16 protein-coding genes are annotated in these 21,648 nt (G+C 55.8%); 10 read left to right on the top strand and 6 right to left on the bottom strand.

What is annotated here, in order from left to right; genetic code table 11:
• Positions 1 to 89: 89 nt before the first annotated feature.
• Together N0M98_RS00870 and N0M98_RS00865 are read left to right on the top strand one after the other, a co-directional pair.
• Positions 90 to 1,841 carry an ABC transporter ATP-binding protein gene (locus N0M98_RS00870; RefSeq protein WP_249862306.1) on the top strand — a complete coding sequence of 584 codons (1,752 nt, stop codon included), beginning with the start codon at positions 90 to 92 and terminating at the stop codon, positions 1,839 to 1,841.
• Entirely contained in the window at positions 1,838 to 3,637 is a 1,800-nt protein-coding gene (locus N0M98_RS00865) for an ABC transporter ATP-binding protein (RefSeq protein WP_259616670.1), read from the top strand. Before N0M98_RS00870 ends, N0M98_RS00865 begins: the two co-directional genes overlap by 4 nt.
• 185 nt (positions 3,638 to 3,822) lie before the next feature.
• Here N0M98_RS00865 and N0M98_RS00860 read toward each other — a convergent pair whose 3' ends face one another.
• Positions 3,823 to 4,425, bottom strand: coding sequence for an MmyB family transcriptional regulator (locus tag N0M98_RS00860; protein ID WP_259616669.1), 603 nt, complete (start codon positions 4,423 to 4,425; stop codon positions 3,823 to 3,825).
• Between the two features lie 309 nt (positions 4,426 to 4,734).
• Between N0M98_RS00860 and N0M98_RS00855 the strand changes: the two genes are divergently transcribed.
• Together N0M98_RS00855 and N0M98_RS00850 are read left to right on the top strand one after the other, a co-directional pair.
• Positions 4,735 to 6,726: a heparinase II/III domain-containing protein gene (locus N0M98_RS00855; protein ID WP_259616668.1), complete on the top strand. Its 1,992-nt coding sequence runs from the start codon at positions 4,735 to 4,737 to the stop codon at positions 6,724 to 6,726.
• Positions 6,727 to 6,881: 155 nt separating this feature from the next.
• Positions 6,882 to 8,033 (top strand): DUF2087 domain-containing protein, encoded by a 1,152-nt coding sequence (locus tag N0M98_RS00850; RefSeq protein ID WP_259616667.1) that lies wholly within the window; start codon positions 6,882 to 6,884, stop codon positions 8,031 to 8,033.
• Positions 8,034 to 8,305: 272 nt separating this feature from the next.
• Here the strand turns inward: N0M98_RS00850 and N0M98_RS00845 are convergent, their stop codons facing one another.
• The 4 genes from N0M98_RS00845 to N0M98_RS00830 all read right to left on the bottom strand — a co-directional run bounded on the left by N0M98_RS00845 (position 8,306) and on the right by N0M98_RS00830 (position 14,568).
• Positions 8,306 to 10,657 carry a helix-turn-helix domain-containing protein gene (locus N0M98_RS00845; RefSeq protein ID WP_259616666.1) on the bottom strand — a complete coding sequence of 784 codons (2,352 nt, stop codon included), beginning with the start codon at positions 10,655 to 10,657 and terminating at the stop codon, positions 8,306 to 8,308.
• Between the two features lie 319 nt (positions 10,658 to 10,976).
• Positions 10,977 to 12,509, bottom strand: a complete 1,533-nt coding sequence (locus N0M98_RS00840; protein ID WP_259616665.1) for an extracellular solute-binding protein — start codon at positions 12,507 to 12,509, stop codon at positions 10,977 to 10,979.
• Positions 12,510 to 12,719: 210 nt separating this feature from the next.
• A complete protein-coding gene (locus N0M98_RS00835; RefSeq protein ID WP_249862313.1) occupies positions 12,720 to 13,592 on the bottom strand; it encodes a carbohydrate ABC transporter permease in 873 nt (290 codons plus the stop codon).
• A gap of 16 nt (positions 13,593 to 13,608) precedes the next feature.
• A complete protein-coding gene (locus N0M98_RS00830; RefSeq protein WP_375295432.1) occupies positions 13,609 to 14,568 on the bottom strand; it encodes an ABC transporter permease in 960 nt (319 codons plus the stop codon).
• 315 nt (positions 14,569 to 14,883) lie between these two features.
• Here N0M98_RS00830 and N0M98_RS00825 point away from each other — a divergent pair, with 315 nt between their 5' ends.
• Positions 14,884 to 16,782, top strand: coding sequence for a heparinase II/III domain-containing protein (locus tag N0M98_RS00825; RefSeq protein WP_249862314.1), 1,899 nt, complete (start codon positions 14,884 to 14,886; stop codon positions 16,780 to 16,782).
• A 194-nt stretch (positions 16,783 to 16,976) separates the two neighbouring features.
• Positions 16,977 to 17,888, top strand: a complete 912-nt coding sequence (locus N0M98_RS00820) for a pectinesterase family protein (protein WP_249862315.1) — start codon at positions 16,977 to 16,979, stop codon at positions 17,886 to 17,888.
• A gap of 129 nt (positions 17,889 to 18,017) precedes the next feature.
• Here N0M98_RS00820 and N0M98_RS00815 read toward each other — a convergent pair whose 3' ends face one another.
• Positions 18,018 to 18,911, bottom strand: coding sequence for a sugar phosphate isomerase/epimerase family protein (locus N0M98_RS00815; protein ID WP_249862316.1), 894 nt, complete (start codon positions 18,909 to 18,911; stop codon positions 18,018 to 18,020).
• 289 nt (positions 18,912 to 19,200) lie between these two features.
• Here N0M98_RS00815 and N0M98_RS00810 point away from each other — a divergent pair, with 289 nt between their 5' ends.
• From N0M98_RS00810 to coaD, 4 genes are all read left to right on the top strand, one after another.
• The gene (locus N0M98_RS00810) at positions 19,201 to 19,971 is read left to right on the top strand and encodes a DeoR/GlpR family DNA-binding transcription regulator (RefSeq protein WP_249862317.1); all 771 of its coding nucleotides are present in this window, start codon (positions 19,201 to 19,203) and stop codon (positions 19,969 to 19,971) included.
• Positions 19,972 to 20,097: 126 nt separating this feature from the next.
• Positions 20,098 to 20,895, top strand: a complete 798-nt coding sequence (locus N0M98_RS00805) for a hypothetical protein (RefSeq protein ID WP_259616664.1) — start codon at positions 20,098 to 20,100, stop codon at positions 20,893 to 20,895.
• A gap of 40 nt (positions 20,896 to 20,935) precedes the next feature.
• Positions 20,936 to 21,109: a hypothetical protein gene (locus tag N0M98_RS00800; RefSeq protein WP_249862319.1), complete on the top strand. Its 174-nt coding sequence runs from the start codon at positions 20,936 to 20,938 to the stop codon at positions 21,107 to 21,109.
• Between the two features lie 24 nt (positions 21,110 to 21,133).
• Positions 21,134 to 21,619: a pantetheine-phosphate adenylyltransferase gene (gene coaD, locus N0M98_RS00795; protein WP_249862320.1), complete on the top strand. Its 486-nt coding sequence runs from the start codon at positions 21,134 to 21,136 to the stop codon at positions 21,617 to 21,619.
• Positions 21,620 to 21,648 lie beyond the last annotated feature (29 nt).

The raw sequence follows: 21,648 nt of genomic DNA, 5'->3' as shown, positions 1-21,648 counted from the left end.
ATACGTTGACGCCGCAGCGGCGATCTACTAAAGTTACTTGCATACCCTTTTTTTCCAGACAGGCGCAGATAGAGGAGGATTTTCAGGTTATGAAAGCAAAAATACCGGCAAAAGAATACGCCGGGCTGCTGCAAAGCTATTTGCGGCCGCAGAAGAAGAGTATCGCGTGGCTCGCCGTTCTGCTCATAGCGGGGATCGTCATGCAGCTGATCAATCCGCAAATTATCCGCTATTTCATCGATACGGCCAAGACGCAGGAGAGCGTGAAGCCGCTGCTGTATGCCGCAGGCTTGTTCATCGGCGTATCGCTGCTGCAGCAGGTCATTACGGTTATCGCGACTTATATCGGCGAAAACGTCGGCTGGATCGCCACGAACAAGCTGCGGGGCGACGTCGCCGAGCATTGCATGAAGCTCGACATGTCCTTCCATAAGGCGCACACCTCGGGAGCCATTATCGAAAGGGTGGACGGCGATATTAACAACTTGGCAAACTTCTTCTCCAACTTCGTCGTCACGCTGCTCAGCAACATGCTGCTTGTCGTCGGCATGCTCGTGCTGCTGTTCCGGGAGGGCTTCGTCATCGGGCTCGGCATGACGCTGTTCGTCGTGTCCGCTATATACGCCATTCAATATATACGTAAGTTCGCTGTTCCGCATTGGGGTAATTTGCGGCAGATGAGCTCCAAATTTTACGGCTTTCTGGGAGAGCATCTCGAAGGCACGGAGGATACGCGGGCGAACGGCGCCACCGATTACGTCATGCATCGCTTCTTCCGGTTAATTCGGGAGTGGCTGCCGCTTCGCACGAAAGCTTTTATGGGTTGGGCGAGCATGTGGATTACGACGCTCGTCGTCTTCGCCATCGGCAACGCGATTGCGTTCGCGCTAAGCGCCTATTATTGGAAGCACGGCTCCATTACGCTCGGAACGGTCTATATGATCTTTTATTATACCGAGCTGATGGCTAAACCGATCGAGAAAATCCGCACGCAAATGGAAGATTTGCAAAAAGCGGACGCAAGCATCATACGCATTCGCGAGCTGCTCGCCACACAGCCGGCGATCCGCGACGGGATCGGTCTGCCGCTGCCTGCGGGGCCGTTATCCGTGCGCTTCAATCAAGTCGACTTCGGCTATGAGGACGACATAACGACGCTGGACGGCATTGATTTCCGGCTGGAGCGGGGCAAGGTGCTCGGCGTGCTGGGACGCACGGGGAGCGGCAAGACGACGCTGGCCCGGCTGCTGCTCCGCTTCTACGATGTGCGCAGCGGCGGCATTTCGTTCGGAGATGTCGATATTCGCGACGCGAAGCTGAGCGACCTGCGGGAAAGGGTCGGGATGGTCACGCAAAACATCGAAATTTTTCAAGGAACGGTGCGCGACAATCTGACTTTCTTCAGGGAAGATATTGCGGATACGGATATTATTCATGTGCTGGAGGAGCTGGGGCTTAAGGAATGGTTCCGTTCCCTGCCGTCCGGACTGGACAGCGCGCTGGAATCGGGGGGCGGCGGATTGTCGGCCGGAGAGGCCCAGCTCATATCGTTCGCGCGCGTGTTTTTGTCCGATCCCGGCCTTATTATTTTGGATGAAGCGTCCTCCCGGCTGGACCCGGCAACCGAGCAGAAGATCGAGCAGGCGATCAGCCGGCTGCTGGTGAACCGTACTTGCATCATTATCGCGCACCGGCTGGCCACGATCCAGAGGGCCGATCAAATTCTCATTCTGGAGCAAGGCCGCGTCATTGAATTCGGAGATCGCGCACGGCTGGCGTCGGATCATAAGTCCAAATACAGCCAAATGCTTCAGGTCGGAATGGAGGAAATGCTGGCATGAGCACGTTTCGGTTTTTATGGCGGCTGACGAAGTACCGTCCGCTATTGTATTTCATCAATGCGATCGCCTGGTCGCTCATTTATTTGGCTCCTATCGTTCCGGGGTGGGTGACGAAGCAGTTTTTCGATACGCTGTCGGGGGAAAGCGCGTACGGCTTCGGCGTCTGGTCGCTGATCGCGCTGCTGCTGGCGGCGGCGATAGGCAAGTCGTTCCTGATTATTTTCGGTTTCATCACCGATATCAGCTTTCGCTTTCGGATCGGAGCGCTGCTGCGCCGAAACATGCTGAAGCATATTTTGAAGGAGCCGGGAGCGAAGGCGATTCCTTGCTCCCCCGGAGAAGCCATCAGCAGCTTCCGCGATGACGTCGACCAGGTTGAGGAGACGATCAGCTGGTCGGTCGATGCGTTCGGCATGACCTGTTTTGCGGTCGTATCCTTCGTCATTTTATACGGCATTAGCCCTACGATGACGCTGTGGGTGTTCCTTCCCTTGGTTTTCGTCGTAACGATCGCCCAGCTCTCGACGACGCTGCTGCAAAAATACCGGGCGGCAAGCCGCGAGGCGACGAGCCAAGTAACGGGTGCGATCAGCGAAATGTTCAGCACCGTTCAGTCGATTCAGGTGGCGGGAGCGGAAGGGAGAGTAATCCGCCGTTTCCGGGAGCTGAACGACAACCGCCGGCAGGCGATGCTGAAGGATAAGCTGCTGACGCAAATGCTGGATTCGGTCTTTTCCAACACGGTTAACATCGGGACCGGATTGATTCTGCTCCTGGCGGCGCAGTCGATGCGCAGCGGCAGCTTCACGGTCGGCGATTTCGCATTGTTCGTCTATTACTTGACGTTCGTCACTCAGTTCATTCAGAACTTCGGCAAGTTTCTGACATATTTCAAGCAATGCACGGTATCGAAGGACCGTCTGGAGCGGCTGATGCAAGGGGCGGATCTGGCGGTGGCGACCGAGTATCATCCTTTGTATTTGCGGTCGGAGCTTCAGGAGACAGGCGCTTTCGAGGTCACGCGCCCTCATGCGGAAGGCGGCCGTCTGGAGCTGCTGGAGGTGAGCGGTTTGACTTATCGGTATCCGGAAACGGGCAGAGGGATCGAGAATATCACGCTGCGCATTCCGCGCGGATCGTTCACGGTCGTTACGGGCCGCATCGGCTCCGGCAAGACGACGCTCGTCCGTACGCTGCTCGGCCTCCTGCCGATGGACGAAGGCCGCATCGAATGGAACCGGCAGCAGGTGACCGAGCCCGGCGAATTCTTCACCCCGCCGCACAGCGCCTATACGCCGCAGGTGCCGAGGCTGTACAGCGACACGCTGCGCAATAACATCCTTCTCGGCTTGGATCGGCAGACGGCTCCGCTGCAGGAGGCGATTCATTCGGCCGTGCTTGAACGCGATATAAGTCAACTGGGGCAAGGACTGGATACGATCATCGGACCGCGCGGCGTGAAGCTCTCCGGCGGTCAGGCACAGCGGACCGCAGCGGCGCGCATGTTCGTCCGCGACGCCGAGCTGCTCGTGTTCGACGACTTGTCGAGCGCATTGGACGTCGAAACCGAACGCAAGCTGTGGGAGCGTATCTATGAGCAGCGCGAGGGCGAGGCGACATGCCTGGTCATCTCGCACCGCAAGACGGCGCTGTCCCATGCGGATCATATTATCGTGCTGAAGGACGGGCGCATCGAGGCTGAGGGTACGCTTGAACGGCTTCTTGAGACGAGCGGGGAACTGCGGCATTTATGGTTTCGCGAGGAAGGCGAGGAGAAGGCCGTCTCTCCGGGTTAGAGGAGAGGCGTAGCGGCATAAGAAAGCAAAACCGCCTGCGATCCGGCTTACGGCCGGTTCACAGGCGGTTTTGCCGTCTTAACGGCGGCTTATTCGCTTAGCAGAGTACTTGGAGGGCGATGACGCACAGCGAAGGAAAGCGCGATAATTCGCAGGTCGGCCTGCGACGTCGAAAGACGTTTTTCTCAGATGGCGCTTAGCAATTGCTTCATCTTCGTCTCGGTCTCCGATTCCGGCAATGGAGTATAGACGCAGCAGCGAAGGTCGGCATGGGCGTATACCTGGAACGAAGTAATTTCGAAGTGCATGTTGCCGGCTTCCGGATGGTTAAACTCGCGAACCGTTACCGGCGTCGTGACAAGATCGCTGTGCTGCCACAACTGGGTAAACTGCGGATTGAGCCTGCCGCATTGCTCGGCGAATTCGGCATACCAAGGATCGGCTCCGTATTGACCGTAATAATTGCGGAAGATGGACAAGAAATCTTTGGCGAAATCTTCCCAGTTGACAACAAGCTCCTGCAGCTCGCGCTTCATGAAAGAAAGCCACACGATGTTCCGCTCCTCGATGCTGATCGGGCCGAGGCTGCGCATAACGGCGCTGGCGGCCTTGTTCCAGCCTATGATGTTGCAGCGGCGATCGGCGATAAACGCCGGACAGGGACACAAGTAATCGAGAATGCGCTGCAGGGTAGGGCTGATGGCGGAAGGCTCCTCGGCAAATGCGGCGGACAAGGGCGGGAGCCCTTCGTCCTCGGAGGCTTCGGATGTATGTACCGTTTCATTCATATGTAAGGATTCATTATATAGTAAGGTCACTGTGTGGTCACTCCATTAATAATCGTACAAGTGATTATATGACATCCGTTTATAAAACACAATACTGCAAAGCGATGTTATCGAAGGATTTTTAATTCCTTTTCATACCAGCGGCCTGAAACGGTCTTTGTGAAACGTAAAGTAGCGACATTTTTTCGCAATAGACCGAAACTTTGCCCCGGAGCTTTCTGGTAGCATGAACAGTGCGGCAACAGATGCGAGCTTGCCGGCCCGAAGGAGCAGGACGGGCCGGATTAGCGACTTGAAGGGGGAATACCTATGTGGAGCAAGGAATTTTTCAGCCGAGTCCAAGATAAATGTAAGCGTTACCCGCAGGCGATGAACGCCTATGAGCATTTCCGCCGTCAGGCGGAGCCTGCGTTGGACAAGCCGATCGACATCCCGCTTTCGGGAAGCGGCTGGAGCCACGATTACAACTGTCCGAACGACGGGGACCGGCTCGTCTTGATAGATCGTCATCATCATCGCTGCCCGACTTGTTCCAGCGTTTGGAGCGGATCGCCGTGGGATGAGGTGGCCATTGCCAACGAGCATTGGAATTACGGCAGAATATGCCGCAATGCGGCATTGATATATGCGATGGAAGGCGGAGAACGCTGGGGAGAATGGGCTAAGCGCGTGCTGCTGATTTACGCGCGGCAGTACGACCGGTATCCGCTGCATGACCGGTACGGCGGAGCGGGCCATACGTCGGGGAAAGTCATGTGCCAGACTTTGTCGGAAGCGAGCTGGCTGTGCTTGCTGGCGCAGGGTTATCATATCCTAGAGCGCCAAGGGGTATTTACGGCGGAGGAGAGCCGCATGATCGCCGATCAGCTGCTGCTTCCCGCGCTCGATGTGATCGCGAACAACCCGGCCGGCATATCGAATTGGCAAACGTATCACAATGCGGCCAAGGCGCTGGTCGCCGCCGCTTTAGGCGACGAGGAGATGATGCGTCAGGCCGTTCACGATCCGGAGAACGGGTTTTACTTTCAGATGGCGAACAGTCTGGGAGAGGACGGCTTCTGGTACGAAGGGGCGTGGGGCTACCACTTCTATACGCTGGAAGCGCAGACGCTGATCGTGCTCGCGGGCGAGAGCTTCGGGCTCCGGCTGTACGAGGAGCCGAGATTCCAGTCGATGTTCCGCGCGCCGCTCGAATGCATGCTGCCGGACGGAACGCTGCCGCCGATTCACGATTCGGGGGAAGTGAGTCTGACGCGGTACGCGCATCTGTACGAAATGGCGAACCGGTATTTCGGATTGGGGAGCGAGATCGTCGCCCGCGGCCCGAGGGAATCGCTGTACAGCATTTTGTTCGGCTTCGAGGAGGCGCAGGGCGGCCGGAACCAAGCGGAGATAGCGGACGACGGCTTCGTGCACTTGCAGAAGGCCGGCATGCTGTTTATGAAGCGGCAGGCTTCGTCGCCGGAGCTCGGCCGGGTCGCGACGATCGATTACGGCGAACACGGAGGATGGCACGGCCATCAGGACAAGTTGAACCTGCTGTATTATGCGGGCGGGCATCCTTGGCTGACGGACGCGGGCATGCTGCCGTACGGCAATTCGATCCATTTCGATTACTTCAAGCAGACCGCCGCTCACAATACGGTAGCGATCGGCGGGCGTTCCCAAGCGGAAGCGGAAGGCGTCGTCGAATGGACGCGGGCGCATCCGGACGGGACGCTGGAAGCGGTGATGGCCGTCGACGGGGCCTATCCCGGAGCGCGTCTGCGGCGCAAAGTCGTCCTTCACGCCGACGTGCTGCTCGACGTATTCCACGTCCAATGCGAGGCGGAGCAGCAGGTGGATTGGATTATCCATACGCAAGGGCGGCCGGCTGCGGGAGCGGGCTCGCCTGAGTGGAGCCCCGCTGCCGAAGCCGCGCTGGGGACCGAGGACGGCTACGCCTTCTTCCGCGACGTTCGGCGCGCAGATTCGGACGGCAGCCGCTGGTCGATGGAGTGGACGTGGGACGACAGCGGCGGAAGCGGCGACCGGCTGCAGCTGATCGGCTTGGCCGCGGAGAACGCGGAGGAGCTTTATTTGGCGGAGACGACAGCGATGCCGGCGGTCGGCAAGCGGAGCTCGCTGGTGCGGAGAAGACGTGGGAGGGAAACCGTCTTCATCTCGATATTCCGCGCCGTGAGGGGGCTTGCGGAGGGCGAGCCGCTTCAGGCGGATTACGACAGCGCCGCGCAACAAGTACGGATTCGAATCGGAGGCGGTGCGCCGATCGTTTTATCCGCCGAGCTCGGCGGGCAATAAAAGAAATTCGGTTGAGAAAGCAAGCGGTTCTCCAGCGGTTTTGGAGGCCGCTTGTTTGCGCGTCCGCGAGAAATCCGAAAGGCCGATTTGACACTAACTAAACGGATAGATAAGATGTCTATATAAATATAAATGAAATGGAGATATGTTTGATCGTGGATCATTCGGATTTTTTTTGGCAGGCTTCGATCCCAGATTTGAAACGCGGATACGGTTATGAAGAAGCGAGCGGACGGTTCATTTGCCTTATTTGCGGCAGCTCCTTCGAGAAGGGGATTATTTATTCGGACGGCACGACGATGTACGAGGCGGAGAAATTTACCGCCGTGCATATTGCCGAAGAGCATGGAACGATGTTCGATTATTTGCTTGGCCTAAGCAAGAAGCAGACCGGGCTGTCCGATTTGCAAAAAAACTTGCTCGCTATGTTCTACGAAGGGTACAGCGATAACGAAATTGTGCAAAAAATGGACGGGGGCAGCACTTCGACGATTCGCAATCATCGTTTTGCGCTGCGCGAGAAGGAAAAACAGGCGAAGCTGTTTCTGGTCATTATGGACCTGCTTGAGCAGAAGCTTAACGCCGATAAAGGTCAGGACAAGCAATCAGGCAAAAGGCGGGCGGCTGCGATCGAGCACACGATAGCCATTCGCGACGATCGGTTTGACGTCCGGGACGAGGAGCTTCAAACGGCGATTTTATCGTATTTTAAGGAAGGGCCGGACGGTCCGCTGGCGCGGTTTCCATCGAAGGAGAAGCGCAAATTTATGGTGCTGTGCCATTTGATCGGACGTTTCGATCGGGGCAGAACGTACTCGGAGAAAGAGGTTAACGAGGTGCTCCTGGCGGCTTACCACGATTATGTGACGCTGCGCAGATATTTGATCGAATACGGGTTTATGGAACGCGAGAGCGACGGGAGCGCATATTGGGTCAAAGAGGGCGCACCGGCCTTGTCGGCGGAGCGGCGCAAACAATTGGTAAAAGCCTATCAAGAGATGAATCGGCCGATGGGCGTTTATGCGATCCGCAACAAGGCGGACGGCAAAATGCTGGTTGGAAGCAGCGTCAATCTGGACGCCATCTGGGACCGTACGCGGTTTGAGCTGGAAATGAAGGGTCACCGCAACAAACGGCTGCAACAGGATTGGAAGGAATTCGGCGAAGACTCTTTCACGTTCGAAGTGTTGGAACTGATCGAAGAACCGAAGTCAAACCCCAAAGCAATCGCCGACGATTTGGCTGCCCTCGAAGCCAAATGGATCGAACGGCTGCAGCCATTCGGAGAGAAGGGGTATAACGGATAATCGGGCCGTCTCCCGAACAAGGAGCTTTCGTGAATTTGGCGTTCACGAAAGCTCTTTGTCGTTGTTTAGGAAATGATGCGCAGCAATTTCCTGTGGATATCGGGGGCTCCCCCGAAAGTAATGTCTACCCATAGAACGATCCCAGAGGAATGGTTAGACGCCAATCCAGCCTAGGCTGGATGCGGACGGAACAAGCTTCAGAGCATCACGTCACTTTTGGGGGATTTGTTCCTGCCGGGATACAAAGCCTTAGGAAGCCGACGGCTGGACGTTCATCCTTCGGCAGTCGCAGCCGCCTGCTGCTTGCTTGAATATTTGCTCCTGTATTCCCCCGGAGTCATGCCGCAGAGCCGCTTGAAGGAGCGGATAAAATTTTGCGGATTGTTGTAGCGCAGCCGATCGGCGATTTCGGCGACTTTGCAATCCGACTCTCTAAGCCACTCCTTCGCCTTCTCCATGCGAAAGGCGATAATGTAGTCGGTTAACGTCATGCTGGTTTCGACTTTGAACAAGTGGCTGAACTGGGAGGTCGGCATCGAAGCTAGTTCGGCCAGGAGCGGCTGGGTCAAATCTTCCTGATAATGCTCGTGAATGTAATTGAGTACCTTCTCCATTGTATGGCGCTGGCGCAAGCTTCGTCTTTGCGTAATATGTTGAAGCAGGGCGGGGTACAGCTCCTCCTTAAGCCACTTGACGATCGCTTCGCTCGTTTTCATCCGCCCGAGCCGGTGATAGGCGTTGTAATGCAGCACCTTCGGTCCTTCTTCCGGATCGAGCTCGTACAGCGTCTTGAGCGAGGCGGCGATCAACTGCACGAAGGCTTGCTGCACATGGTCGTAGTTGGCTCCTCCGGAAGCATTTGTAAGCCGAGCGGCGAACTCGTCCAGTTGATCGCAAACTTGTTCCAGCTGCCCCAGCTTCACGCCGGTCAAGATCAACTGCTCCTGCTCGATCGGATATTCGTAGGAGGCGGCTTGCGGACTTACGGCTCCGATGTAGAACACGTTGCCGCTGCCGTGTATCATCTGGTACTGCAATGCTTCTTGCGCTTCCTTATGAGAGAGCTTGATCTGCGAGCTACCTTGGTAACAGCGGCCGATTCCGGCCGTGACGGTGATCTTGAGGACGCTTTGAATGACGCTGCGCAGTTCCTCCGCCAAGCTGAAGGCGGCGGTTTGCAGCTCGTGCGTCGAGGCTTCATCGCTTCCGTGATTCAGCACGACGGTTATATCGTCCGTCTGCGTCTGGAAGACGAAGCCGTGGGCGCAGCGGGAGAGCAGTTCCTTGGCGATATTCACGGCGGCGTACGAAAACAGGTGAAGATCCCGTTCCGTATGGCCGCGCAGATGGTCGAGTTCGAGGCACATTACGGTACAATACGGAGCCGGCATATCGATCCCGTAGTAGCGCAGCTTTTCTTCGATTTCGTCAGGCTGCATCGGTTCCGTCACGAGCCGCTGAAGGAAGCTGGCGCGCAGCAGAGGAAGAGATTCGGTCATTTGCAGCTCCAGATGGCGGTTGGCGGAGTGGAGCGACTCCATATAGTGCCGCAGCAGGCTAAATTCATTTTTGGTCGCATGCGGAGGAGGAGACAGCGTGCCGCCGCGTTTGCGGACCATATCCAATATGCCTTGAAGCACGCGAAGGAAAGAGCCGGATAACGTTACGGCCGCAATGACGCAGATGAGCACGAGCAGCGAGCTTACGGCGAGCGTCGCGTTTTTAATCCATTGGATGCTGCTGGTAAGCTCCTTAAGCGGTACGGCGGATAAATACCGCCATCCGTTATAGTCGGATTTCAGATAGTTGAACAAAATGTCCTGCTGACCTATCGGCAGGGTGAACATCTCCTCGTCTCGAGAGGCGGCAGCGATCCGCCGAATGACGGGATCGTCGGAGTCGGGCTGCAGCAGCTGCTTGTTCCAGTCCGATAAAATATTGCCCGAAGGCGTGACGATAATCATTTCCCCGCTGCGCCCGAACTGCATATGGGTGAACACATCGAAGAAAGCGCGATCGTTCAATTCGATGACCAGAAACCCGAGAGGCTTGTCCACAACGGAGGCGGGCAGCTTGCGGACCAAGGTAACGACATGAGAGCCGCCCCGCGTTACGGTAGGCTGCGACCGCTTGCGGTCAATCCAGAAGAACGCTTCTTTATGCGATCGAATGGCTTCCAGCACGCTCGGATGCAGTCTGCTCGCTTCAGCCAATCCTTGACTTGGGCTGACGATCAGATTTTGACGCGTCATATACAAATAAACTCCGTCGCTGTCGTTGATCAGACCTTCCATCGAGTTCAATATGGCCATCACCGAGCTAAACAGCTGCGGATCGCCGTAAGGATTCTCTTGAGATAAAAATTCCTTGAACACCGGATTGAAGGCGTGCTGAAGCACGACCTTATCGAGGTTGATCAGCTTGTCGTCGATCCGCTCCTGAACTTGCTTTACGGTTTCCTGATTCGCCTGCCCGATCTCCTGAAAGAGACTGTGGCTGGCCAGCATATAAGTAACTGTGCCCAGAATAGCGATCGGCACGACAGCCAGCAAGCAAGCCGTCATAATGACCTTCAGCCGCACAGGGCCGAACGTCCAAATGCGTTGAATCCACAGCGTAAGCATCAGGGGCCACCGCCTTTTTTACCACATTGGAAAGTGCAAGTTTACTAAAGCGTCAGCATAGCAAGATATTTCCTATTAGCGATAAAAATTTCCGCTCAGCGCGGTCGAACATCCGTGAAAGGACGTCGATAGACGTTTTTCTCAAAAGCGTTGTATTCTTTGGTATATATGTTCGTGCTGCATATCCGTTTCCCTTCCGGAACAGGAGAAAACAGGCTGCAAGCCCTATTCGGGAGATGGGAGGCGCGAAACCCCGCGCCCGAACGCATACGCGCCCCTCGCCAGAACTTCATCCAGGAGGGGCGCTGCTGCCGTGCCGTCATTTTTTCTGCGTTTTGTACCAGTCGTTCGTTTCCTTCGTAATTTGCCGTCCGCCTTTATCGAGCCACTCCTGGACAAACCGGTCGAAATCGTCCATCGGCACTTTGCCCATCACCAGTTTGACGTATTCTTCGTCGCGCAGCTTGTTCAAGTCGCTCTGTTTATCCGGAGCCGACGGGGCGACGAAGGAGAGAGCCGGATTTTTAATACCCATATCCCTGACCAGATCAAGATTTTCTTTCTGCGCTTTCTGGACGGCGGCCGGAGCGGAGGAGACAACATAGCTGTAAGGGTCGTAAGGGTTGTGGGCGATGACGGCATCGACGCCGTCGGCTTTGTATTTGTCTACGTTAATTTTGTACGTTCCGTCGGCGTTCTTGGTATGATGAACGCCTTCCACGCCGTACCGCTTTAAGTTATAGGCTTCGTCGCCGGCCTGCCAGTCGAGCAGCTCCATAATCCGTTTCAGCTTGTCCTTGTCGGTTTTGGCGGGGATGACCCACTCTCCGAAAAAGCCCGACGTTTCGCTGTATCCGAATTTCCCGGTCGGACCTGCCGGCGGCTTGATCATAATCAGATTGGCCTTCGGATCGACTTTAGCCAAATTTTCCACGTAACGGGCGTAATCGCTGGTTTGTCCTCCAAGCAGAATGCCGGCTTTGCCGCCTTCAAGCTTCTCCCATACTTGCGTGTTCTTCAATACGGCAAAGTCTTTGTCCAGCCCGCCGTCCTGATACAGCTTGCGCAGCCATTCCAGCGCCTGCTTCTTGCCCGGCGTAATCGCGTCGTTCATCAGCGTCCCGTCCTCCATCACCCGCCAGCCGGCGCCGGAATCGAAGGCCATGAACAGCGGGTCCATATGCGACACGTTCTCCCCGAAGGCGATGCCGAACGTATCGGCTTTGCCGTTTTTGTCCGGATCGTCGGTCGTAAATTTCACCGCGGTTTTATACACGTCGTCCATCGTCGCCGGTACGGGGAGACCGAGATTGTCGAGCCAGTCTTTGCGGATCATGACCGCGGAACGGTTCAGCGCCCGGGTTCTGGGAACGCCGTACAATTTGCCGTCAATTTTGATATTGTCGAAAATGCCCTGCGGCGTTTTCATAATATTGGGCGATGCCTTGATCAGATCGTCCAGCGGGGCGAAGGCGCCTTGAGCCACATAGGTGTTCAGCTCGGGGTCGGGATATTTGGTCCACAGGATAATGTCCGGCATGTCTCCGGACGCGAGCGTTACTTTCAGCTTGTCTTCATAGCTGTTGTTAGGGACGGCCATCGGCTCGAATTCGATGTTGAACTTGTCCTCGATCATTTTCCAAACCTCGTTTTTTTGCGGCGGCTCGTTGTACAGCGGGAACATCATGCTGATCTTCAAACGCTTCGTACCTCCGCTGTCAGAGGCGCCCTCTTTGGAAGCGGCAGGAGGATTGTCTTCGGCGCCGGGGACCATCGAGCAGCCGAGCAGCGTTGTCGCCGTAAACGCGGTAACGGTAGAGACGGATAACCATTTGGACCATCTGTTTGTCATGATAATGACCTCCTTAAATATGGGGCTTATACATACAGGACGCGCCGGCTGCAAAGTGAATAAGGCCGCGGAACTCCTTGCGATAGCTGTGAGAAGGGCGTGGGCGGGAGAGGGCCGCGTCGGCCTTTTCGATTGCGCTTGAAGCACTTAGTCAAGCTGCGTCCGTGATACCGCTAGCCGAATACGGAATACAAAAATTTCGAGCCTTCCTCAGCCTTTGACGGAGCCGAGCAGCACGCCTTTGGCAAAATGCTTTTGCAAAAACGGGTACACGAACAAAATCGGTACCGTCGCGACGATGATCGCCGCCATTTTGATCGTGGTGGGGATGATTTTGAGCTCTCCCATCGCGACCTCGAAATCCTGGGTGGAGCCTTCAATAATCATTTGCCGCAAGACGACCTGAATCGGCCATAAGTTCGGCTTGGTTACGTACATGACGGCGGCAAAAAATTGATTCCAATGCCCGACGGCGTAAAATAGCGTAAAGGTGGCCAGAGCCGGCATGGAGAGAGGGAGTACGATACGGAACAGTACGCCCCAATTTTTGCAGCCGTCGATGCGCGCCGCTTCCTCCAGCTCCTCGGGAATGGCCTGGAAAAAGTTTTTCATAATAATCAGATTGAATGCGCTGATTGCGCCGGGAATGATGAGCGACCAGACCGTGTTGATCAATCCCAGCGATTTGACGATCATATAAGACGGGATCAATCCGCCGTTGAACAGAATGGAGAAAACGACGAGAAACAAGATGACGCCGCGCCCTTTGAGCCTTTTTTTGGCCAGCGGGTACGCCATAAACGTCGTCAGCAGCAAATTGGTGAACGTGCCGACTACGGTAATGAAAAATGTCGTATACAATGAGCGTACAAAATGAGTGTTCGAGAAAATCGTCCGGTATGCGTCCCACGTAAACGTCTCCGGCCATAGGATGACGCCCCCGCGCAGCACCTGCTGCAGCGGAGCCAGAGAGGTGGCGAGTATGTACAGAAACGGAAATAGCGTGATTAGCGAGCAGGCGATGAGAAACAGCGTATTGGCCGCATCGAACAATCGGCTGCCCCATGTCGGTTTGGTGTGCATGTAGTTCCCTCCCAGTTTAGAAGACGCCTTCTTCGCCGAATTTTTTGGTCAGCCAGTTGGCTCCGACGACCAGAATCAGACCGATGAACGATTTGAACAGTCCGACGGCGGTCGTATAACTGAATTTGCCCCCGATTAGTCCTTCCCGGTACACATAGGTTTCGAACACGTCGCCGACGCTGGTTACGGTGGAATTCAGCATGAGGAAAATATGCTCGAAGCCGACGTCGAGGATGTTGCCGAGCCGCAAAATGAGCAAAATAAAGATTGTGCTGCGAATGGCCGGCAGCGTTATATGCCACAGCTGACGCCAGCGCCCGGCTCCGTCGACGATCGCCGCTTCGTAGAGCTGGGTATCGACGCCGGACAGAGCGGCAAGGAAAATGATCGTGCCCCAGCCGGCTTCTTTCCATATGCTTTGCGAGACGAGCAGGGAGCGGAACCAGTCCGGCGTTGTCAGGAAGGAGAGCGCTTCGCCTCCGGACGCCTTGATCACTTCGTTGACGATTCCGCCCTGCGTGCCGAGAAGCAGGTAGGTAATGCCTGCGACGACGACCCACGAAATAAAATGCGGCAAATAAATAATCGTCTGTACGGAGCGCTTGAACCACGACCTTCTAACTTCATTAAGAAGAAGCGCGATGACGATCGGGGCCGGAAAGAAGAAGATCAGGTTATACAAGCTAATTAAGATGGTATTGCGAAAAATTTCCCAAAACTTGTCGTATTGGAACAGCCGGATAAAATGTTTGAATCCGACCCAATCGCTGTTCAAAATCCCTTGAAACGGGCTGTAATCTTGAAAAGCGATAATAATTCCCCACATTGGCAAATATTTGAAGATGAGAAAGTAGAACAGGCCGGGGGCCAGCAGTAAATACAAGTCCCAATCCATCAAATGCTGTTTCCAACCGGGTCGGATTCGTTTGGCGGAAGGGGAGATGTCAAGGCTCGTCTCTGCGGTATCCGCTTTCATATATTCACACTCCTTGTTTAAGTGGGCTGCACGGCTGGTAGAACTGCGCCTCTTGCGATCATTGTAGGAGACGGTGCGGCAAAAAGAAACAATCATTTCATCTGACACCTTGCATGGGAGGAAAGCCCGCAGCGGCGGGGGCGGGGGGCGATTCCGGGGGCGATAATCATTTCTTGTGATTATGGATGAAGCGGCTTGTTGCCCGGCGATTCTATTAATCTTTTCAGATGATAGTAGGCTTTGAGCGAAAGTTAAGGATACAATGACAGTAGGCTTAGCGGCCACGATTCCGATCCTGAGGGGATGAGGTAAACGATGTTCAGTTCAACGGTGACACAGGAGTATGCGGCCGAACGTCTGCAGTCGGCGGCGCAGTTCCATCCGTTTCCCAAAGCGGGAGAACGGGCATTCTGGGAGGCGGTGCCGGACAGTATCCGCGCTCAATGGATCGAATGGGCGCAGGAGCGCCTTGCGTTCGAATGGCCGGCGCTGCCCGCCGTCCGGTATATGGATTTTGTCCGCAATGGCAACCGCACCAAGTATGAAGCCGCTTATTTCGAGCGGAGAAGGGCGCTTACCGAACTGGTTGTAGCGGAATGTCTCGAAGGGCAAGGACGTTTCATGGAGCCGATCATGAATGGAATCTGGTGCTTATGCGAAGAAACCTATTGGGTCGTTCCCGCCCATATGTCGATATCTCTGCAAAGCCGCGGCTTTGCGCTGCCCGATGTGACCGAGCAGGTGATCGACTTATTCGCTGCGGAGACCGGAGCACTGCTGACATGGACCGCCTATTTATTGGACGCACAGCTTGAACGGGAGGAGCCGATGATCGGCAGACGCATCCGCCATGAGATCCGCCGGCGCATCATCGAGCCGTATTTGGACCGGGAGGACTTCTGGTGGATGGGCTTCATCGACCGCACGGTCAACAATTGGAATCCGTGGATTCATTCCAACTGCTTGGCGGCGCTGCTCGTGCTGGAGGAAGATCCGTTCGTGCGCAGCAGGGCGGTATCCAAAGCGGCGCGCAGTCTCGACGCGTTCGTCGGCGTCTACCATCCGGACGGCGGCTGCGACGAAGGAGCCAGCTATTGGGGGCGCGCGGGCGCTTCGCTGTTCGACTGTCTGGAGCTGCTGTACGAGGCGACGGGCGGACAAATCGATTTCTACGGCGAGCCGCTCATTCAAGAAATCGGCAAGTACATTTACCGCGTGCATATCGACGGCAACCACTTCGTCAACTTCGCTGACGGCGATGCCAAGCTCACGATAGCGGGAGATTTGGTGTACCGCTACGGGAAGCGGATCGGCGATGCCAGGATGAGCCGGCTTGGAGCGTATGCGTTCCAGGGCAACGGGTTCTTCCGCGACAAAATTCCTTCGCTGCACCGGATTGTCGCCGAGCTGATGGATGCCAACGAGCTGCTGCGGGAGCCGGTTTCTCCTCCTTATGAGCGCGACGTGTGGCTGAAGGATACGCATATATTTGCCGCAAGGGAGCGGGGAGATAGCAGCGCGGGGCTGTATTTGGCCGCCAAGGGCGGGCATAACGACGAAAGCCATAATCATAACGATGTCGGCCATTTCGTCGTTTACTACAACGGCCATCCGTTTCTGATCGATGCCGGAGTGGAGAGCTACACGGCGAAGACGTTCTCTCCGCGGCGTTACGAAATATGGACGATGCAATCCGCTTACCACAGCCTGCCGACGGTTAACGGCGTCCAGCAGCAGCCCGGGAAGGAGTACCGGGCGACCGGCGTGGAGTACAGCGCTGACGATGAGCGCGCCCGCGTCTCCATGGAGCTGTCCGGCGCCTATCCGGAAGAAGCGGGAATCGTCTCGTGGCGTCGCACGTGCGCGCTGCATCGCGCCGGAGGCTGCGCAGAGGTGGAGATCAAGGACGTTTACCGTCTGCAGGAGGCCACGGCCGACATCGTGCTGAGCTTGCTGTCGCTGCAGCGGCCGCTGCTGCGCGAGGACGGCGTGATCGAGCTGGAGAACGAGCATGGCGAGCGTCTGCTGCTTCATTATGACGCTGAGCGTCTGCATGCGTCGGCGGAAGCCATCGCGGTGGAGGATGCCCGGATGAAGCCGGTCTGGGGCGATGCCGTGTATCGCATTCTCCTGCGGGCTGGGGAAGCTTCGCTCGAAGGGGAATGGAAGCTGACGGTAGAAGCGGCTGCGGCGGCGCCTGAAGCAAAGGGCTAAAGACATTTGCACCAGCGAAGTCAAACGGGAACCGGAAGCTGCCTAGCGGGCGGCGTCGGTTCCCGTCTTTATGCAAGGACAAGAATATGAAAGTTTTGATGCAATCGAGCATGAATTAGAGAAGAAACTTGAGTTTGATTGTGAGCATAATACGTTTGTAGAAGATTTCGTTCAGGGGAAGGAGAGAGGAAATCATGAGAATCGTGGTGGCCCCTAACGGGGAAGGGGATTTCCCGACGGTTCAGGCAGCGGTCGATGCGGCTCCTTCAGGAAGCAGGGAGCCGGTCGTCATCGATATCAAGAACGGAGTGTACGAGGAGAAGCTGACCGTTCCCAAGGAGAAATGCCGGCTGCATTTCATCGGCGAGAGCCGGGACGGAGTCGTGCTGACCTATTCGGATCGTGCTAAGACGATCGGAACGGACGGAGAGCCGCTCGGCACGTTCCGCAGCGCCAGCGCTTTTTTTCACGGCGACGATTTTACCGCTGAACGGCTGACGATTCGCAACGGCTCAGGACAAGGAGCCGGGCAGGCGGTGGCTGCATTCGTAACGGGAGACCGAGCCGTATTTCGCGAGGTGACGTTCCTCGGCTTTCAAGATACGCTGTATACGGGAGAAAGCAGGCAGTACTACGAGTCATGCCGTATCGAGGGGGATGTCGACTTTATTTTCGGACCCGCCAGCGCCGTATTTTCCCATTGCGAAATTCATTGCAAGCGCAAGGGAGGCTACTTGACGGCGGCCTCGACGCCCGAGCATCAAGAACACGGCTATGTGTTTCTCGACTGTAAAGTAACGTCGGACCCGGGAGCCTCCGACGTATATCTCGGCAGGCCGTGGCGGCCGCATGCCCGCGTCGTCTGGATTCGCACGGAGATGGACGGATCGATTAAGCCGGAAGGCTGGCATAACTGGAATGATCCGGCGCGAGAGCGCACATCCCGTTATGGCGAATATGCCTCGCGCGGAGATGGAGCGAACCCTGAAGCGAGGGTCGGCTGGTCCGGTCGGCTTACGGAGGAAGAGGCGCGCGAATGTACGGCGGAGAAGGTGCTCGGCGGGCCGGACGGCTGGAATCCGGCGGCAGCCTCTCCGCACGCTTAGGCATCCGGGTCGGCAGACAAACAGCCCAAGTCAAGCCGCCGCATGTTCCATATTGCGGGCGGGCTTGCGCTTGGACTGCTGCATCGCATCGCTGCTTGGATAAGTCTTAATTAAATAGAAATAGACGGATTAGGCTTCGCCGGCTGCCGTGCGCCAAGCTTCCTCGGCCAGCCGCTTAAATACAAGCGCTTGCTGCCAGCGGTCGGATATTTCGGCGCGGCCGCAGGAGTAGCCGTCGGAGGTAATCGCATAACCCGGAGGGCCGAGCTCGCTGACGAACGGCAGCACGTCGCCGGGCTGCGCTTCCTGAAGCCAGTAAGCGATTCCTTTGGACCACCATCTGAGATAATGCTCGACCATGCCATGCTCTCCGTTCGGTCCGATATCGACTTGAACCTGCTCCCCGTTGGACACCCGTCCGTGCAGGGCGGATGTGCGGCGCAGCAGCGTATCGAGCAGCGGCTCCGCTTTTTCGATGATGCCGCTATGGGTCATCTCTCCCGCCACGACATAGTGCGAGAAATCGATAGTAAGCCGCAGGCCGGGGATAGCGTTTACATAATCGGCCGTCCGGTGCAGGTCCTGCGTGACGCGGGCCCGGTGCGTCTCTACCATGAACGGGACGCCGTGGACGGCGGCTTCTTCCGTCAAGCTCTGCAGCAAGCGGATCGCTTCGTCCCCGATGACAAAGGAGTCCATCACCTGAGCGTTGACATACTGCGCGCCGAATTGCTTGGCGTCCCGAAGCACCGGCGTGAGATCTTCCCTTCGGTATGGGAAAGCATGCGTGCCGAAGCTGAGGTTGTATTCCTCAAGCAGGCGATGCCAGCGATCCTGCTCTTCAGGGGCCGGAATTCCGCTCAATATGCCGGTAAAGCCGGCTTCAGCAATCTTCTCGAACTTCTCCTCCACGGTCCATTCCCGTTCGCCGTTTCCGACGCCGTTCATAGCCCACCAGGATTGCTGGATGTCCAGCCGCGGCTTGCGGCCCGAACCGTCGTTGATCTTATGCGCTTGTGCCATAGCGTGTTCTCGTAGGCCTCCTTCGATTCAGCGAATTTGGTTTTGTTTGCGTTTGTATTATTATACAAAAGAAATCGGACGCTGGGTATCCTTCTTTTTCCAAAAATATCTTTGCTGCGGGACCTGATCAAGCTAGTGCGATCGGCGATCTTGTTGTACAATATTAGTCATTGGAATTCGTTGCCGGGCATACTGCCGGAAAATTCGAATCAAGCGCGCAGCGCGCGGGAAGCGGGCCTAGCCGCTTGTCCGATGTTGGATGATAACGAGAAATGAATGAGGGATCACGATGCTTGTAGCCCAAAGATGGCAAAAAATCGTACAGCTCGTCAACGAACGGGGCAGTATCCGCGTGACGGAGCTTAGTGCAATATGCGAGGTGACGGAGGAGACGATCCGCCGCGACTTGGATAAGCTGGAAAGCGAGGGAAAGCTGCTGCGCAGCCATGGCGGGGCGGTCAGCATTCCTTCCTCCCAGGCGGAAACGCCGTATATCGAGCGGGAAACGACCAATGCGGACGAGAAGCGGAGGATTGCCCAAGCGGCGGTCGGCCATGTTAACGAGCATGACCGGATTATTCTCGACGCCAGCTCTACCGCATGGTATATGGCCCAGCATTTGCCGGACATTCCGCTGACGGTGCTGACCAATTCAATCAAGGTAGCGATCGAGCTGAGCACGAAAGAAAAGGTGAAGGTCATCTCGACCGGAGGACTGCTTTCTCCCCGGTCGTTATCCTATGTGGGCCCGCTGGCCGAGCGGTCTCTGAGCACCTATCACGTCGACAAGGCGTTCATATCCTGTAAGGGGCTGCATCTGCGGCGGGGGCTCAGCGAGTTCAACGAGCTGCAGGCGCTGATCAAGCAAAAGATGATCGGCATCGCCGATACGATCTACGTGCTTGCGGATTACAGCAAATTCGGCCTGCAATCGCTGGCCCATGTCGCTTCGTGGGAGCAGATTCAGCATGTGATTACCGATGAGAAAACCGATGCCGATACGATTAGGCAGCTGACGGAATTGTCCGTTAACGTGCATCAAATTCCGGCCTGCGTTTAGCGCGATCCGCGAGCGCCCTTCTGTTTGTCCGACGGCAAACGGGAGGGCTTTTTCTTTTCGCATAACGGTTACATAATATGGTAAAATGAGAGCGGGTACAATAACAGAAGCGGTGAGGAACGAAAAATGAGAGCATCTGTGGACATCGTTAAAGTTTGGAGACAGTTCGATCATCATCCGATGGAGACGTTGACGAAGGCATGGCACATTTCTCAAGGCGCCCCCGGCAGGCAGCGGACCGTTCAAATGATGGAAGAGCACCGGCGGCAGTTCGGCACGTCCGGCAACTGCTTTGATTTGGCGCTGTGGCTTATGCACGAATTTGGCAAGAACGGCATCGAGTCTTATCCAATCGGTCATCATTTGCATACGCCCCGAGCGCATGTCGCGGTGATCGCAGTGGGCGAGCGAGGGCAAACATATTTTTGCGATTTGGGTGATCAATGGATCGAGCCGATATTGATTGACGCCTCATGCGAAGATTTTACCCAGGATGAGCTGGACGGATTTGTCGCAGGCGGGAGGATAAAAGCAGAGCTGCCCGCAGGGCGGAATGAAGCGAAGTTCACCTACATACGCCCGAACGGCAAAATCAGCGAGCAGACATTTTCCTTGGAGCCTATCGAGATGAACGAATTTATAGCCGCCGCTAATACCTCTCAATCCTTGCTCCGATATCCTTTGGTCGAAATGCGTTTTACCGAGCATAACGAAGTGCGGCATTGGGAGTTCGACCGCTGGAACAGCTTTGTGAGCTGCAGCGAAGGGCTGATCCGGGAAAGCAAGCTGGAGATGGAGGAAACTGGAGAGTGGGCCCGGCGTATTCATCAGCGGACCGGTATGCATACGGATGTGATTATTCGGGCGCTGAATACTTATGTCGCGGTGATGCCGGGCGCAGCGGTTGAAAATGGAACGGATTAGGTATATTCTGACTTATAATCCCGACACGGAGGACTTGAAGATGAGAAAAGAAATCATGATAGCCTGGCTGGAGGAGAAAATTCAGCAAATTAAAGATACGCCCGTGAGCGTAGTCGATACGAAGGAGAAGCAGCATTATTTGCTCGGCAGTCTGAAGACGCTGGAATTGATGAAAGAACAGATCGAGGAAGGCAAATTCGACGTAGGCGAATGAGGACAACGCAGGGAGGAGACTGTTATGAAAGCTATTTATCCGGGATCGTTCGATCCGTTTACTCTCGGCCATCTGAATATATTGGAACGGGCGGCAAGATTGTTCGACCATATCGACGTCGTAGTTGCGAGCAACCGCTCGAAAAATTATATGTTTTCGGCGGAAGAGAGGTATGAGATCATCCGCTTGTCTACGGACCATCTGCAGCAGTCGCTGAGCGTCGTGCAGTATCCGGGAATTATTGCGGATTACATCCAGGAAAATCACATCGACGCCATTATCCGCGGCATTCGCGGGTCGACGGACCTCGATTACGAGATTAAGCTGGAGCAGTACAACCGGAAGGCGTGCTTGGCCGAAACGGTATATTTGACTCCGACCACCAAGCATTTGAACACCAGCAGCACGTTGGTCAAAATGTTCCTGCAGAGCAAAAAGCTCGATCTGGCGGCCGAATATTTGACCGATAACGCGCATGCATATATCGGATCTTTGCTGCGCGCCAAGTAAGCGGGGGGAGGATCGATCTTGAGGACATC

The organism is Paenibacillus doosanensis (genome assembly GCF_025060755.1).
Lineage (GTDB): Bacteria > Bacillota > Bacilli > Paenibacillales > NBRC-103111 > Paenibacillus_S > Paenibacillus_S doosanensis.
Note: the sequence above shows the minus strand (reverse complement) of the source record. Positions and strands in the feature narration are given on the sequence as shown.